Below are 16,061 nucleotides of genomic sequence, written 5' to 3'. Positions count from 1 at the left end.
AAATAAAATTCATTTTATTAGTAAGCATCTTATCATCAAATATTTACAATATAATTTTTTTTGAAAAAATTGTATTCTTTTTTATAATGAAATTTGAAAGCGTTAAAATTGAAGTAATATTTTATCCTAAATCGTCCTCGATATCTTGAAGGTGATGCTGAAGTGCTTGTGCAGAAATTTGAATTTCTCTTATTAGTAGAGCAAGTGAAACAATTAAAAGCAGTAAAGCCACTCCAAAAATCCAGATGGCAATTACGTGCTGGTGAATATAAATTAAGAACATTGTGAGTACACAAAGTAACAAACTTGTTATACCAAATATTTGCATATAACGCGTTAAATCTAACCGTTTTTTCAAATTGTTAATCTGGCGAATTATAGACTTTTGAGGTTTTTCTTTGTAGCGTTCGCTCAAGTTTCTTATTACAGCAGCATAAGCCAAAAAACGATTGGTATAAGCTAACATTATCAAAGATATAGCCGAGAATAAAAGTGCCGGAGTTGTTAGGGTTAATTCTTCCATAAGAAACTTTTTACAAAATTACAGAAATGATACTTAACTATAAAAAAAGCGAACTTTAAAAGTTCGCTTTTGATTAAATTATATGCTTTTAAAATTTACTTTTCTGGTGCTGATATCCATCTCAAAATTAAAATACCAAACCTAGAAATAACAAAACTAAACAACCCAAATGTTGCGGTTAATAGGGACACTTTTAAACCTCCTGCAAACATTGCTGGTTCTGGACTTCCCATAGCTTCAACAGAATCAAAAGCCATAATCAAGCCTATAACCGATCCTAAAAAGCCCAAAACCAAACCCAATAAACTGCTATCTACTACTAAGCATAGCATTTTTTGAGTTTTTTGCGGATTCTTTTTAAAGCTTATGAATCCTATAACCAAGAGCGTAATGGATAAAAGAAAACAGATTAATATTAAGCTCATAAAAAATGGACCTCCTTCTCTAAAGCGATCCACAAAGGGGTTTATAATCATTAGTTCGTTCATAATTGATGATGTTTTAGTTAAACTTGGTTCAAACTTAAAGTTAATCTGAAGTCAATTTTTTTAAATGAGACAGACGACTGATTTTATACTCGATTTTGCAAAATGCTAAAACCATTGCTAAATCTGTCATTCGTCTACAAACTCATCTTTCTGTATAAAAATATGGTATTATTGTAATATAAGTTGAATTAAGTGCTTAGTAAGAAATTTATATTAAAAAAAGTTGGGCAATTTGTACTTCACATTTTGTTTTGGTGTGTTGTACTTCTATTCTTTACCTATTTTTTTGGTGTTAGTAGCAATAACTTTTCAGACACACTACTCTACTCTATTTTCTTAATGCCTATTACTATTGCGCTAACCTATGTTTCCATATATAAGCTAATTCCCGATTACTTAATTACGAAACGTTATTTTAGATTTGTGATTTACAGCATTTATACGCTTATCATTTCAGCTTATTTGGTTATGGTTTCTATATTTTTTAGTCTGATTTACATATCAAACTTTGAGTATGGAGAAATGAATCCTCTCACCGGAAATATTCTCTTTGTTATGACAGGAATATATCTGGTAACCTTTGTTGTTAGTGCTTTTAAATTAATGAAACTTAACATAATTGCATCTAGCAAAACCAAAAAGCTAGAAACTAAAATTTTAGAAACGCAACTAAAGCTTAAAGAACAAGAGTTGAATTATTTGAAAATGCAAATTCACCCTCACTTCTTGTTTAATACACTAAATACCATGTATGGGTTCGCTTTAAAAAAAGCTAATGAAACACCTGAAATGATCTTAAAACTTTCTAACCTTTTAGATTATTTGCTATATCAAGCGGACAAACCATTTGTAAACCTTATTGATGAAATAAACCATATTGAAGATTATATTGCTTTGGAAGAAATGCGCTTTAATGAAACCCTGAACGTTACGGTGACTAAGAAAATAGAGTCTAATAACATTGAAATTGCTCCTATGCTTTTTATCCCTTTTGTTGAAAACAGTTTTAAACACGGAAGAATAAAAAATGGTAAATTGGATGTGAACATCGATATACAAGCTACAATGAAGTATATCAAGTTCAATATAACTAATACATGTGCAGATTTTCAAAATTACAATGAAGGTATTGGTTTAGAAAATATTAAAAAACGCTTAGAGATGTTATACCCAAATCAATACGATTTAGATATATCTTATGATAATGATCAATTTAACGTTGTATTAGTTTTACAGCTAAAATCTAGCTTACCAAATGCTTAATAAAATCTCTTGCATTATTGTTGATGACGAATCTATTGCTAGAGACATTATTGTGTCGCATCTATCAAAAATTGATTCTATTGAAGTTGTGGCTACATGCAAAAATGCTATTGAAGCTTTTAATATTCTAAGCTCTAAAACAGTCGATTTAATATTCTTGGATATAAATATGCCTGAGATTTCGGGTATAGCTTTTGCTAAATCCATCAACAAGGACGTTAAAATCATTTTCACCACAGCCTATCGAGATTATGCTGTAGAAGGTTTCGATTTGCAAGCGGTAGACTATCTTTTAAAACCCATTTCATTTGAGCGATTGGTAAAAGCGGCAAATAGATATTTTGAAGTCCATAATACTCTTAAACAAACCGATGTTTTACCGGATGAAACAAACACTTTTATTTTTGTAAGAGCGGACAGAAAAATGATAAAAATAGATTTTGATTCTATTCTATATATTGAAAGTTATAGCGATTATATTAAGATTCACTTAGACAACCAAGACACTATTGTTACCAGAGAAACCATTAGTGCCATAGAAGCAAAATTACCGAATAACAGCTTTTTAAGAATTCACCGCTCTTTTATTATTTGTCTTGAAAAAATACAATCATTTACCAATGAGCATATTACCATTAATCGTAAAGCTTTGCCAATTAGTCGAAGTTATAAGAAAGATGTTTTGAAAACGCTAGAAAAATATTAACTTTAGTCTAATAATTACCCCATTTTTACGTTTTTATAGCAGTTGCTATTTTTGAAATTACCGTTTTAATGAAAGAATACCTACACGAAACAATTCCTAATCTCAAACCCTTTGATTATTCGCGTCATTTTGAATCGCATTTAATCAATCAACAATGGGTTTTGGTGAATGGTATTTCAAAAAAGAAATCGACCTACACTTTTAGAGAAGACAATATTTTAGAAATAGAACGAAAAGATGATGTTATAAAAACGTCATGGAATCTCAGCCTTCTAAACATTTTCTCAATAGAGACCGAAGATGGACTTATTACCGTTAAAGCTTATTTTAAAGATGATGATGTTTTAGTTTTAAATCATCAGGATAAAGAAGAATTTGCACTTTTTATAAATACTACCAATTATGAAAACGAACTTAATTCGGTAGATGATGTTCAGGTTTTCTTAAGAGAAAAATACAAACAAAAAGTGAGCAAGTTAATTCACAAACATGAGTTCTACTACATAGAACAGTCTAAAGAATACGGCCCTTTTACTGTTGAAGAGCTTGCTGAAAAAGTTAAGAAAGATGAAATAAGTGTCTACTGCTTTGTTAGAGATGTTAACGAGGATGATTATAGTAAACGCTTACGCATACAAGATTTAATAAAGGAATTATAGTTTATTCCCTAAAACGCTTGCTCAACAACATCTGTTTAGCTTTATTTTTAACACCTTTACTTGCACCATTTTTTTCTAATTCTTGTACAGTATATTTTTGAATTTCAGTATAATCCAATAGCAAATCCTGTAACTTCTTGTGATTAGAATTTATAATATCACGTATTATATTTTCTGTTGGTCCTTGATCCATTAATTGCTGTCTAATGGCTTCATTTGGTAAGTCTACAATACCTGGTTCTAGTAAAATTCGCTTATCAACATAAGGCTTTAAGTGAAATAGCAAATCATTAATCTTATCAACTAATTCCAGTCTATTTTTAGTCTTAAATTCTACTTCCGGAGAATCCCATAAACCCTCATACTCCATCTCATTAGTTTTTGAAACAAAATTTGGTAATAGATGAATTACTTGTAGTTGATAAGCTCCTTTTATATCACATTCAGGTTTCCAACAGACATCAATAGCTTTGAGACGTGTTGGCGAATTTATAAGCAGTAAACTTCCAGAAAATTCATGGATAGTTTTCTCTGTAGGGTCTGTTTCCGTTAACAAGTTCCACTCTACAGACCAGCCTGCTGGTATTTTTAAGGATTGAAGATTCATTTTTTTAAATTATTAAAGTCAGCTTTATTTAGTCTTCAAACCAAATAGCTTGCTTATAATACGGATAAGGTAAATCATCTGTGGTTTCGTACTTAAATGTATACTTTTCTTCTCCTGTTAACCAATTTACCCAGCCCCATTTTCCATTTTTTTTTAACGGCTAATTTTGACACACCATCTACATCGTATTTTTTATAATCTTCATATTCACATGGCACTGATTGCTTTGCTTTATCGTGATAACTCCAATAAGACAAATACATACCTACTTTATCTTTGTTGTATACTGCTGTGTACTTTGCATTGAACCCAAAATTAGAAATACTGTCGTACTTTGCAGGAATAAGTGTTCTTATATCATTTTCACTCAAGGACTGATACATTCCCCATTTTTTAGTGACTTTGTTTCTTGCCTTAAATACTCCATCGCCATTACCGTCATCAAAAATAAGGACATCTGCTTTTAATGCTTTTTTAGATGCTACAAAGATATCTTTTGCCCAACCTTCTATCTGTATCAAAGGCACATCATCAGGGTTTTCAAAAGTAGGATCAACTAATATAACATCTTCAAACCAATCTACTAATCCCCATTTTCCATTGTCTTTTATAAGCGCATAATATCTACCATCAACCTCCTTTAGTTTTACAGCATCATAGACACATCTTACGCTTTCTGTAGCATCATGTATTTCATATGGATTTAAAAGAATACCGTATTTCTTTTTGATCTTTACAATGATAAAAGGCTCCATATCTTTAAACCAGCTGATAGAATCGAACTTTGGCGCAATTACTTCATTAAAAGTGATGACTACTTCACCTAAATCATAATAAGCATCTATATTATAAACTCCCCATTTTTTGGTGGATTTCATTTTTACTTTTGCTAAGTTGGATGAACCAGTAATCCATTCAATATCTTTTCCTTTTATTTTTTTTAAGATTTTTTTGTCCGAGACTTGCTGAGCTTTGATATTAAGAGCAAAATTCAATAAAATTATTAAGACAATATAACTGTTTCTCATAACCTACACTATATTCTTTTGATATTTGGCTTTGATTTCAAAAATTGTACCGTTTCTTTTTCTTTATTTTTTTTTACGTCTATTTTAAAACAAAAAAAGCGAACCATTTTGGTTCGCTTTTTTAGATTCTGAAACAAGTTCAGAACGACAATATCAATATTATATATTTAAACGTGTAAAGCTCTATCATCGGTAGCTGCTAATGCTGCTTCCTTAATTGCTTCTGTAAATGTTGGATGTGCGTGAGACATACGAGAAATATCTTCTGCAGATGCTCTGTACTCCATTGCTACAACAGCTTCTGCAATCATATCTGCCGCTCTTGCTCCAATCATATGAACACCTAATATTTCGTCTGTACTCTTATCTGCAAGAACTTTTACGAAACCATCAATATCCATACTTGCTCTTGCTCTACCTAAAGCACGCATTGGAAACTGACCAACTTTGTAGTCTACACCAGCATCTTTTAATTGCTCTTCCGTTTTACCAACAGCAGCAACTTCTGGCCATGTATACACCACACCTGGAATTAAATTATAATCAATATGAGGTTTTTGTCCTGCTAATGTTTCTGCTACAAAAACACCTTCTTCTTCAGCTTTATGCGCCAACATTGCACCTTTTACAACATCACCAATAGCATAAATATTTGAAGCACTTGTTTGTAAGTGATTATTAACTTCAACTTGTCCTCTATCATTAAGTTTTACACCTGCTGCTTCAGCATTTAAGCCATCTGTATAAGGACGACGACCAACTGAAACCAAACAATAATCTCCTTTGAACTCTACCTCTTCACCTTTTTTGTTATCTGCTTTTACAATTACTTCATCACCTTTACGCTCAACAGACTTCACTTTGTGAGAAGGATTCATGCTGAATTTAGCTTTCTTTAAAACCTTATTCAACTCTTTAGATAAACCTCCATCCATGGTTGGAATAATTCTATCCATATACTCAACTACAGTAACTTCAGCACCTAAACGCTTGTATACTTGTCCAAGCTCTAAACCAATAACTCCACCACCAATAACTATTAAATGCTTCGGAATTTCTTTTAGTTTTAAAGCTTCTGTTGAAGTAATGATACGCTCTTTATCCAGTTCAATAAACGGTAAGTTTGAAGGTTTACTACCAGTAGCAATAATGGTATTTTTGGCTTCAATCTCTGTTTTTTCTTCACCATCAATACTAATGTGAGTTGCATCTTTAAAGCTTCCTAAACCTTGGTAAACATCAATATTATTCTTTTTCATCAAGAAATCAATTCCACCAGTAGTTTGGTCTACAACAGCTTGCTTACGAGCAATCATCTTTTCTAAGTTGACTTTTACATCTCCAGGAATTTCAATACCATGCTCTTCAAAATGTTTTACAGCATCTTCGTAATGATGTGATGAATCTAAAAGTGCTTTACTTGGTATACAGCCTACATTTAAACATGTACCTCCTAGAGTGGAATATTTTTCTATAATTGCAGTTTTCATGCCTAGTTGTGCACAACGGATTGCTGCTACATAACCACCAGGACCTGATCCAATCACTGCTACATCGTATGAATTCATAAGTGTTTTTTTGATGTTAATTTTGTCTTAGACAAAAATACAATTTTGATTAATGATTACCGAAAGACTTTTACTAAATTTAGGAAGTTTCTGTAAAAAAATAGTCCATAAGTTTAAGACTTTACAAAGTCTAAACAAATGGACATATTCCCTAAGAATTAATAGCTATTCAAAATTGCGAATAAATACGTAGTAACACAATACTCAATATGAGTATTTATGTTGATTAAAGCCAGTGCTGATTGACTTTTAGCATCCCAACAAGTTCACCTGTTGAGGATATATTTAGCTTTTTAAGAATGTTTCTGCGGTGAGTATCAACTGTATGCGGACTAATATTTAGTTTATCTGATATTTCTTTACTAGTATTATTTAATACTAATAATCTAATAACATCACGCTCTCTATTACTTATTCCTTCATCAAGTAATTTTTGAGAGAAATTATTGAAATATACCGTTTCGTACTCCTTATTGTCATTAAGTAATTTTGCAGATGCGGTAATTTCCATCTTAATATCAGGATGTAAAACTGTATAATGTGCCAATCCTATTATAGGTTTTCCACTAGCATCAAATACTAAAGGTGTTGTATTCTGTACAATATTCACATAGTCTCCATTAGCAATTTTAAATCTAAAGTTCCATGTGTAATTAGCGTCTTGTCTTTTGCTTTCAGAAATTTCACCCATTGTATATTCCATTAGATTATTAAGAGCTTTTAGCCAAGCTTCTACATCATCTGGATGAATTCTGCTCCATAGGTGGCGCATTCCTTTATTTTTAAGCTCATTAGGATCTAAACCTGTACAGGATGCATAATTTTTACTTATATATTCAAAGGTTAAATCTTGAGTATTGGTAATACAAAAAAATGTAGAGCTATACGGTAAAAAACTATCCATCTCAATAATTTTTTCGATGTGTTTTTGTAGAGAGGGTTTGTCGTACGACTCAAAAATAGTTTTGTAAAGTTCTTTGATTTGGTGATGATTCATATAACAAAAGTATAGTTTTAAGGAGAACTTATTTAGTCTAAAGTTATTATAAAAAATTTAAAGATTATTAAAGAACTACAGCTGTGGTATGTTTAACTTCATTAATCATAAACATACTGTGTGTACTACCTATATGCTCTAAGGTTGTGAGCTTTTTTACAATAAACTCTCTGAATTCAGACATGTCTTTTACTAGTACCTTTAACAGATAATCATAGTCTCCACTGAGATGGTAACATTCTAAAACCTCCTCTAACTTACGTATTTCTTTCTCAAATTTCACAACATAGTCTTGTGTATGCTGCGTGAGTTTTACGTGACAAAAAGCAACAAAATCTTTATTTATTTGCTTTTTATTCAACAAAGCTACATACTTACTTATTACTTTATTGTTTTCAAGTTTTCTTATACGCTCATACACTGCTGTGACAGATAAGCCTAAAGCATTTGATAGTGCCTTGTTAGTTTGCTTACTATCTTCTTGCAATAGCTTTAATAGTTTCTTGTCTAAATCATCTAATACCATGCTTAATTTTTTTTCTTATTAAAATCTGAAGCTGACTGTATTTTAGTTTTATTTTCTTTTAAAATACAAAATAACAGTTTTATTTTCTAAATAATCATTTTACTATTGATAATATTTCTAAAACACATGATCTTTGAGTAACTAATAAAAACTTTTGATTATGGATTTTAAACCAGCTAACAATATTCAAGATTTACAATACTTTGGTGAATTCGGAGGTGTAAATCCTTCTATTTCAGATTCATCAACCTACACATTCTTATCAGCAAAAACAATGTTCGATACTTTTGAAGGTAATGCTGAAGGCTGTTATTTATATTCTCGTCATTCATCACCTTCTAACTTATATTTAGGTGAAGCGCTTGCTGCTATGGAAGGCACGGAAACTGCTACAGTTACAGCTTCAGGAATGGGTGCTATAACTCCTGTATTGTTACAGCTTTGTGGATCTGGTGAGCATGTAGTAAGCAGTAGAACTATTTATGGAGGTACTTACGCTTTCTTAAAGAATTTTGCTCCAAGATTAGGCATACAAACTTCATTTGTAGATATTACCAAATTAGATGTTGTTGAAGCAGCCATAACTCCAAAAACAAAAGTTTTGTATTGTGAGTCCGTTAGTAATCCGTTATTAGAAGTTGCTGATATTAAAGGTTTAGCTCAACTAGCTAAAAAATACAATTTAAAATTAGTTGTGGATAACACTTTTTCTCCATTATCAATTTCACCAGCAAAATTAGGAGCTGATGTTGTAATTCATAGTCTAACAAAATTTATTAATGGATCTTCAGATACTGTTGGTGGTGTCGTTTGTGGTACTCAAGAATTAATAGATCAACTTAGAAATGTAAATGATGGAGCTGCAATGTTACTAGGTTCTACGATGGATAGCCTACGCTCTGCTTCTGTTCTAAAAAACCTAAGAACACTTCATATAAGAATGCAACAGCACAGTTATAACGCCAAATATCTTGCCGAAAAATTTGAAAATGATGGTTTAAAAACCGTCTATCCTGGTTTACAATCACATCCTTCTCACGCATTATTCAAATCTATGATGAATGATAAATACGGTTTTGGAGGCATGATGACTATTGATGTTGGCTCGTTAGATAAAGCCAATGCTTTAATGGAACTTATGCAAGAACAAAATTTAGGCTATTTAGCGGTTAGTCTAGGATTTTACAAGACTTTATTTAGCGCACCAGGAAGTTCTACATCATCTGAAATACCAGAAGAGGAACAACAAGAAATGGGATTAAGCGATGGACTTATCCGCTTTTCAATTGGTTTAGATGCTGATATTGAGCGTACATACAATATGATGAGAACCTGTATGGAAAAACTAAACATACTATAAACTGAAATGGCTTAAAGAAATCTATTTGCATATGGCTTAACAAAATCGTAACATTACGGAACTAAACCAATAATGTATGCAGGAAGACGACTTATCTAAAATTGATATAAACGATCAAAGAATAGTTGAGAACAAAGAACTTAATTTCTTTGAAGCTCTAATACCAGTTATCATATTGATGGGCTTATTAGCCTACAATATTTTCTTTGCTGATGGTGCAATGTTTGGAGATTATTCAAACCAGATTATTCTTTTAATTGGTGGTGGTGTAGCTTTAATAGATGGTCTTTATAATAAAGTACCTATTTCTTTAATGATAAAAGAAGTTTGGGAAAATTTAAAAAGTGTTTTCGTTCCCATATTAATTTTACTTTTAGTTGGTGCGCTTGCAGGAACTTGGCTTATAAGTGGTGTAATTCCTGCAATGGTATATTATGGGTTACAAGTCTTAAGTCCTGAGATATTTCTACCTGCTTCAGTTATTATAGCAGCTATCATATCTATTGCTACTGGAAGCTCTTGGACTACATCGGCAACCGTAGGTATTGCTTTAGTTGGTATCGGAACAGCTTTAGGCATTAATCCTGGAATGATTGCTGGTGCTGTAATCTCAGGTGCATACTTCGGAGATAAAATGTCACCCCTTAGCGATACTACAAATTTAGCTCCTGCTATGGCTGGAACAGATTTATTTACACATATTAAATATATGACCATTACAACCGTACCTACTATATTAGTAACACTGGTTGTTTTCGGAATTATTAGTGCTTCAATTGAACCAACAGGAAGTGCCGACGTAAGTAATTTATTGTTATCAATAGATAAAGCTTTTAATATCACACCTTGGCTATTTTTAGTTCCTGTTGTAGTTATAGCTTTAATTTTACTTAAGACAAAACCTCTAGTATCACTTGCTTCTGGAGTTGTATTGGCTGCAGTTTTTGCAGTTGTTTTTCAATCAGAAGTTTTAAGTAGTTTGTCAGACTCAAGTGTAACTGCTATTACAGATGCCATTTTCACAGATACTTCAGTTGCTACAGACAATGAAAAATTAAATGAATTATTCTCAGCAGGTGGCATGAAAGGGATGTTATGGACAATCTTTCTGATTATTTGTGCTATGGTTTTTGGTGGCATTATGGATGGCATTGGAGCATTGGCAAGAATTACTAAAGCTCTCCTATCTGTTGCTACAACCGTATTTGGACTTTTTGCAAGTACCGTTTTAAGTTGTTTAGGATTAAATACAATTGCTTCAGATCAATATTTAGCTATTGTAATTCCTGGTAAAATGTTTAAAAAAGCCTATGACGACAAAGGCCTAGCTCCTGAAAACCTTAGTAGAACTTTAGAAGACTCTGGTACAGTAACTTCTGTACTAATCCCTTGGAACACTTGTGGTGCTTATCAAAGTGGTGTATTAGGTGTTGGAGTTGGTGAATACTTCATCTATGCTATTTTTAATTGGTTGAGTCCTATTACAACTTTAATCTTTGCCGCATTAAGAATCAAGATTAAATATTTATTAAAAAAGTAAAATTTATTTTTCAAACAATACGAGTCTATTTTATCAGGTTCACATTTTTAACGACTCAATTTTGCCATTCTAATAAAATTTGAGGTGTATTTTTGAGGCCATATACTTACACTATTATTCTATAGATTTATAATAGCAAATTACTATTTCCACACACTATTCTAATGGGTATTTTTGTATCAAATTAGTAATAAATTAAACAAAATAAATATGGCATTCGTAGGAAAAAAATTCCCAAACATTAGTGTAGACGCAATGAATGAAATGGGAGATACATTCAAGTTAAATGTATTAGAAGAAGCAAAAAACAACAACAAAAAAGTAGTTTTATTTTGGTACCCAAAAGACTTTACTTTTGTTTGTCCTACTGAGCTTCATGCATTTCAAAAAGCAATAGGTGAATTCGAAAAAAGAAACACAATTGTTATTGGTGCTTCTTGCGATACACCAGAAGTTCACTTTGCATGGTTAAGTACTTCTAAAGATAATGGCGGAATTGAAGGCGTAACCTACCCTATCCTTGCTGATAGCAACAGAAACCTTTCAAGCATCTTAGGTATTTTAGACATCACTAACGAAACTTTTGATGAAGAAACAGGAACTGTTCAAGTTGAAGGTGACAATGTAACTTACAGAGCTACATACATCATTGATGAAGAAGGTACAGTACAACACGAAAGTATTAACAACATGCCACTAGGTAGAAATGTAAATGAGTACCTAAGACTTATTGATGCTTTAACTCACGTACAAAAGAATGGTGAAGTTTGTCCTGCTAACTGGGAAGAAGGTAAAGAAGCAATGCAAGCTAACGCTCAAGGTACTAAAGAGTATTTATCAGCTCAATTAAACTAAAAATTTATGATTCAAGAATTAGATCAAGACAATTTACAAAGCATAGTTTCTGAGAATGACACTGTTGTTGTTCAATATTCAGCAACTTGGTGTGGAAACTGTCGTATAATGAAACCTAAATTCAAGAAATTAGCAACAGAAAACGAAAATGTAACATTCGTAATTGCTGATGCTGAAAAATTTCCTGAAAGTAGAAAGCTAGCAACGGTAGACAACTTACCAACATTTGCTACTTTTAAAAATGGTGAATTCAAAAATCAAGTACAAACAAACAAGTTTGAAGTATTAAAGGAACTTGTTGAAGAAGCTATTTAAAAAATGAAATTACCGGTTATAAAACAATTAACCCAATTTATCGAAGAGAACGATGAAGACTACGTCGTAGAAACCATTGAAACCTTAGAGAATTTAACCGAAGTTCCATCTTTAAAAGATGAAGAATTAGATGTAATAGGCGAATTAATTTCTAACATGTATGGTGCGATTGAAGTACATAAAATGGTAAAAGACGGCACGCCAAAAAAGGAAGCTTTAAATACTTTTATGTCTCGCGTTCTTGGATCTATCGATAAGTAAAGAATAATTGAAAAAGAAAGAGAGAAAAAAACCACTTCAAAATTGAAGTGGTTTTTTATTTTTATAATCTATTCAGCAATGCTTCTAATTCTTTTTCTTTAGCATAATCTAGAGCTGTTTTGCCATCTGAATCCTTTAATGTTTTATCGGCATGGTTGTCTAAAAGCACATTAACAACTACTTGCTGATTGTATTGCACAGCATAGATTAAGGCTGTTGTTCCATTATTATTTTGCGCATTAATATCGGCATGGTGTTTTAGTAATAAATTAACCAATGCTAAGTTACCTTTAAAACTTACACCTATTAATGCTGTATTTCCTGAGGCATCTTTTCCGTCGATATCTGCTTTATACCCTAGTAATATTCTCACAAGCTCTTCTTTATCAAAATAACTCGCAAAAATTAAAGGTGTAAAACCTCTTGCATCAGTTATATTAACTAAATCAGGATTTCTTTCTAATTGCAGTTTTATATTTTCTGCATTGCCAGATTGTATCGTCCTGAAAAATAATTCGTTTTCGTTCATATTTATATATTCAATAAAAAAAGGAACACATACTAGCTACATGTGTTCCTTTATCAATTTGCTATTAATCTACTATTTTAAATCGTATCTATCTAAATCCATCACTTTTGCCCAAGCAGCTACAAAATCCTTAACAAATTTTTCTTTTGCATCATCTGCAGCATAAACTTCAGCAACTGCTCTTAATTCGGTGTTAGACCCAAAAATTAAATCCGCACGTGTTCCTGTAAATTTGACTTCACCTGTTCTACGATCTCTACCTTCAAATAATTTATCGTCATCTGAAGTTGAACTCCAAGTGTAAGTCATATCTACTAAATTCTTAAAGAAATCATTTGTTAGATGGCCAACATTATCTGTAAACACACCATGTTTAGAACCATCGTGATTAGCTCCTAAAACTCTTAAACCACCAACTAAAACTGTCATTTCTGGGATAGACAAGCTTAATAAGTTGGCTTTATCTACCAATAAATCTTCTGCTTTAACATCTAGATTTGGATTCACATAATTTCTAAATCCATCACCTAATGGTTTTAAGTAATTGAATTGTTCAATATCAGTTTGCTCTTGAGTTGCATCACCTCTACCTTGAGAAAACGGTACAGAAATATCATAACCAGCTTTGCTTGCGGCTTCTTCAACACCAGCAACACCACCTAGAACAATTAAATCTGCCATAGATACTGTTCCGCTAAACTCATTTTGAACACCTTCATAAACACCTAAGACCTTATTTAATTCTTCAGGATTATTTACTTTCCAACTGCGTTGTGGTTCTAATTGTAAGCGTGCACCATTTGCGCCTCCACGTTTATCAGAATCTCTATATGTTGAAGCGGAAGCCCAAGCAGTTTTTACCAATTCTGATACAGACAAACCAGAAGCTAAAATCATTTTCTTTAAAGATGAAATATCTGCATCACTTAATTTATAGTCTACTTTAGGTACTGGATCTTGCCAAATTAACTGTTCACTAGGTACTTCTGGCCCTAGGTAACGATCAATTGGCCCCATATCTCTGTGAGTTAACTTATACCACGCTCTTGCAAATGCATCTTCAAAAGCTTTGTGGTCTTTATGAAAACGTTGAGAAATCTTTAAATACTCAGGGTCTGTTTTTAAGGCTATATCAGCTGTAGTCATCATTAAAGCCTGTTTTCCATTTGGATCTCCTGCTTTTGGAGCCATGCGTGCTTGAGATGCTGCTGTTGGCGTCCATTGGTGTGCACCTGCAGGACTTTTTGTCAACTCCCATTCATAATTTAATAGTACATCAAAATAATCTGCATCCCATTGTGTTGGGTTTGGTGTCCATGCTCCTTCTATTCCACTGGTGATTGTATCATCCAACACACCACTTTTATAAGTATTTTTCCAACCTGTACTCATTTGTTCTATTGGTGCACCATGTGGCTCTGCACCTACATACTGACCTGGATCTGCCGCTCCGTGAGCTTTTCCGAAGGTGTGACCACCAGCAACTAATGCCACAGTTTCTTCATCATTCATGGCCATACGACCAAAAGTCTCTCTAACATCTTTTGCAGAACCAACAGGATCTGGTTTTCCGTCTGGACCTTCAGGGTTTACATAAATCCAACCCATCATTACTGCTGCTAAAGGATCTTCTAAGTCACGTTCTTCGTAATTATCACTATTACCGTAACGGTCTTCATTTGCTCCCCATTCGGTTTCACTTCCCCAATATACATCTTGTTCTGGTTCCCAAATATCTTCTCGTCCACCTGCATAACCAAATGTTGGGAATCCCATAGACTCTAAGGCACAGTTACCAGCCAAAATCATTAAATCTGCCCAAGAAATTTTATTTCCATATTTCTTTTTTACTGGCCAAAGTAATAAACGAGCCTTATCTAAGTTGCCATTATCTGGCCAACTATTTATAGGAGCAAATCTTTGGTTTCCTGTACCAGCTCCACCTCTACCATCACCAACCCTGTAAGTTCCTGCACTATGCCATGCCATACGAATCATAAATCCTCCATAATGACCATAATCTGCAGGCCACCAATCTTGAGAATCTGTCATAAGATTAAGAACGTCTTGTTTTAGTTCAGTATAATCTAAACTATTAAACGCATCTGCATAATTAAAATCTTCACCTAATGGATTCGATTTTGTAGCATGTTGTCTTAAAATATTCAATTTTAGTTCGTTCGGCCACCAATCTCTATTTTTTACACCGCCTCCACCAACGGTATTTTGCTTTCCACTTAAAAAAGGACATTTACTAGCATCATTATTATTAATTTCAAAAGTGTCGGTGTTCTTATTTTCCATTATTTTAGTTTTTGATTAAAATTTTGACAGTTTAAAGTTAAGAAATTATGGATTCAATAAAGAGAGTGATTATTTTTTAAAATTATTTTAACATAGCTTTTAGTTATCGTTTAAGCATTTAGAATAATTAAAAATTATTTTTACAAAAAACTTGTAGATTATTACGCAAAAATATCGTAACTTAATGTTGTAATTTAACACCTAAACATATGAGCACAACAGAATATACAAAGGTTTACTCTGGTAATTTTATTTTAGTTACAAGAGTTAAGGACGAATTAGAAGCTAGAGGAATTATTCCTATTATAAAAGACGAAGGTGAGTCGCAACGACTTGCTGGCTATGCTTCAATGAATCAAGGATTTCAAGAAGTTTTTGTTCACAATGATGAATTAGATAACGCTATTGCTATTGTTGAACAAGTTAAAGTGAATATGGAAACTACATCCTCTGAGTAAAACTAATTTAACTATTAAAACAGAAAAAGCTGGTTCTTAATTTGAACCAGCTTTTTTTTATTACTATTCTTTAA

18 protein-coding genes are annotated in these 16,061 nt (G+C 32.4%); 9 read left to right on the top strand and 9 right to left on the bottom strand.

The window, feature by feature from the left end; genetic code table 11:
* Window positions 1-121: 121 nt before the first annotated feature.
* Window positions 122-523 (bottom strand): DUF2721 domain-containing protein, encoded by a 402-nt coding sequence (locus AC2H4K_RS16300; RefSeq protein ID WP_281139475.1) that lies wholly within the window; start codon window positions 521-523, stop codon window positions 122-124.
* A gap of 95 nt (window positions 524-618) precedes the next feature.
* Window positions 619-1,011, bottom strand: coding sequence for a MotA/TolQ/ExbB proton channel family protein (locus AC2H4K_RS16295; RefSeq protein WP_493742621.1), 393 nt, complete (start codon window positions 1,009-1,011; stop codon window positions 619-621).
* A gap of 192 nt (window positions 1,012-1,203) precedes the next feature.
* Here AC2H4K_RS16295 and AC2H4K_RS16290 point away from each other — a divergent pair, with 192 nt between their 5' ends.
* The 3 genes from AC2H4K_RS16290 to AC2H4K_RS16280 all read left to right on the top strand — a co-directional run bounded on the left by AC2H4K_RS16290 (window position 1,204) and on the right by AC2H4K_RS16280 (window position 3,639).
* Window positions 1,204-2,274, top strand: a complete 1,071-nt coding sequence (locus AC2H4K_RS16290) for a sensor histidine kinase (protein WP_493742620.1) — start codon at window positions 1,204-1,206, stop codon at window positions 2,272-2,274.
* On the top strand, window positions 2,267-2,980 hold the full coding sequence (locus AC2H4K_RS16285; protein WP_281139478.1) for a LytR/AlgR family response regulator transcription factor: 714 nt from the start codon (window positions 2,267-2,269) through the stop codon (window positions 2,978-2,980). Before AC2H4K_RS16290 ends, AC2H4K_RS16285 begins: the two co-directional genes overlap by 8 nt.
* A gap of 68 nt (window positions 2,981-3,048) precedes the next feature.
* Complete coding sequence (locus AC2H4K_RS16280) at window positions 3,049-3,639, top strand: hypothetical protein (RefSeq protein ID WP_281139479.1); 591 nt, start codon at window positions 3,049-3,051, stop codon at window positions 3,637-3,639.
* Between the two features lies 1 nt (window position 3,640).
* Here AC2H4K_RS16280 and AC2H4K_RS16275 read toward each other — a convergent pair whose 3' ends face one another.
* From AC2H4K_RS16275 to AC2H4K_RS16255, 5 genes are all read right to left on the bottom strand, one after another.
* Window positions 3,641-4,246: a hypothetical protein gene (locus tag AC2H4K_RS16275; protein ID WP_281139480.1), complete on the bottom strand. Its 606-nt coding sequence runs from the start codon at window positions 4,244-4,246 to the stop codon at window positions 3,641-3,643.
* A gap of 92 nt (window positions 4,247-4,338) precedes the next feature.
* Window positions 4,339-5,274, bottom strand: coding sequence for a WG repeat-containing protein (locus AC2H4K_RS16270; RefSeq protein ID WP_493742619.1), 936 nt, complete (start codon window positions 5,272-5,274; stop codon window positions 4,339-4,341).
* A 167-nt stretch (window positions 5,275-5,441) separates the two neighbouring features.
* Window positions 5,442-6,842 (bottom strand): dihydrolipoyl dehydrogenase, encoded by a 1,401-nt coding sequence (lpdA, locus tag AC2H4K_RS16265; RefSeq protein ID WP_281139482.1) that lies wholly within the window; start codon window positions 6,840-6,842, stop codon window positions 5,442-5,444.
* A gap of 226 nt (window positions 6,843-7,068) precedes the next feature.
* Entirely contained in the window at window positions 7,069-7,839 is a 771-nt protein-coding gene (locus AC2H4K_RS16260) for a LuxR C-terminal-related transcriptional regulator (RefSeq protein WP_281139483.1), read from the bottom strand.
* Between the two features lie 67 nt (window positions 7,840-7,906).
* Window positions 7,907-8,365 (bottom strand): Lrp/AsnC family transcriptional regulator, encoded by a 459-nt coding sequence (locus tag AC2H4K_RS16255; protein WP_281139484.1) that lies wholly within the window; start codon window positions 8,363-8,365, stop codon window positions 7,907-7,909.
* 160 nt (window positions 8,366-8,525) lie between these two features.
* Here AC2H4K_RS16255 and AC2H4K_RS16250 point away from each other — a divergent pair, with 160 nt between their 5' ends.
* The 5 genes from AC2H4K_RS16250 to AC2H4K_RS16230 all read left to right on the top strand — a co-directional run bounded on the left by AC2H4K_RS16250 (window position 8,526) and on the right by AC2H4K_RS16230 (window position 12,696).
* On the top strand, window positions 8,526-9,725 hold the full coding sequence (locus AC2H4K_RS16250; RefSeq protein ID WP_281139485.1) for an aminotransferase class I/II-fold pyridoxal phosphate-dependent enzyme: 1,200 nt from the start codon (window positions 8,526-8,528) through the stop codon (window positions 9,723-9,725).
* Between the two features lie 76 nt (window positions 9,726-9,801).
* The gene (gene nhaC / locus AC2H4K_RS16245; RefSeq protein WP_281139486.1) at window positions 9,802-11,265 is read left to right on the top strand and encodes a Na+/H+ antiporter NhaC; all 1,464 of its coding nucleotides are present in this window, start codon (window positions 9,802-9,804) and stop codon (window positions 11,263-11,265) included.
* 210 nt (window positions 11,266-11,475) lie between these two features.
* On the top strand, window positions 11,476-12,120 hold the full coding sequence (locus tag AC2H4K_RS16240) for a peroxiredoxin (RefSeq protein ID WP_281139487.1): 645 nt from the start codon (window positions 11,476-11,478) through the stop codon (window positions 12,118-12,120).
* Between the two features lie 6 nt (window positions 12,121-12,126).
* Window positions 12,127-12,435 (top strand): thioredoxin family protein, encoded by a 309-nt coding sequence (locus AC2H4K_RS16235; protein ID WP_281139488.1) that lies wholly within the window; start codon window positions 12,127-12,129, stop codon window positions 12,433-12,435.
* Between the two features lie 3 nt (window positions 12,436-12,438).
* Window positions 12,439-12,696 carry a DUF6952 family protein gene (locus AC2H4K_RS16230; protein ID WP_281139489.1) on the top strand — a complete coding sequence of 86 codons (258 nt, stop codon included), beginning with the start codon at window positions 12,439-12,441 and terminating at the stop codon, window positions 12,694-12,696.
* Window positions 12,697-12,757: 61 nt separating this feature from the next.
* On the opposite strand, the gene AC2H4K_RS16225 is transcribed toward AC2H4K_RS16230, so the two are convergent.
* Together AC2H4K_RS16225 and katG are read right to left on the bottom strand one after the other, a co-directional pair.
* Complete coding sequence (locus AC2H4K_RS16225) at window positions 12,758-13,225, bottom strand: ankyrin repeat domain-containing protein (protein WP_493742618.1); 468 nt, start codon at window positions 13,223-13,225, stop codon at window positions 12,758-12,760.
* A gap of 72 nt (window positions 13,226-13,297) precedes the next feature.
* Window positions 13,298-15,529 carry a catalase/peroxidase HPI gene (gene katG / locus AC2H4K_RS16220; protein WP_493742617.1) on the bottom strand — a complete coding sequence of 744 codons (2,232 nt, stop codon included), beginning with the start codon at window positions 15,527-15,529 and terminating at the stop codon, window positions 13,298-13,300.
* Window positions 15,530-15,738: 209 nt separating this feature from the next.
* On the opposite strand from katG, the gene AC2H4K_RS16215 reads away from it, so the two are divergent.
* Window positions 15,739-15,987, top strand: coding sequence for a putative signal transducing protein (locus AC2H4K_RS16215; RefSeq protein ID WP_281139492.1), 249 nt, complete (start codon window positions 15,739-15,741; stop codon window positions 15,985-15,987).
* Window positions 15,988-16,061: the final 74 nt, after the last annotated feature.

The organism is Winogradskyella sp. 266wxhm (assembly GCF_058964685.1).
This window is presented reverse-complemented; position numbering and strand designations above follow the sequence as displayed.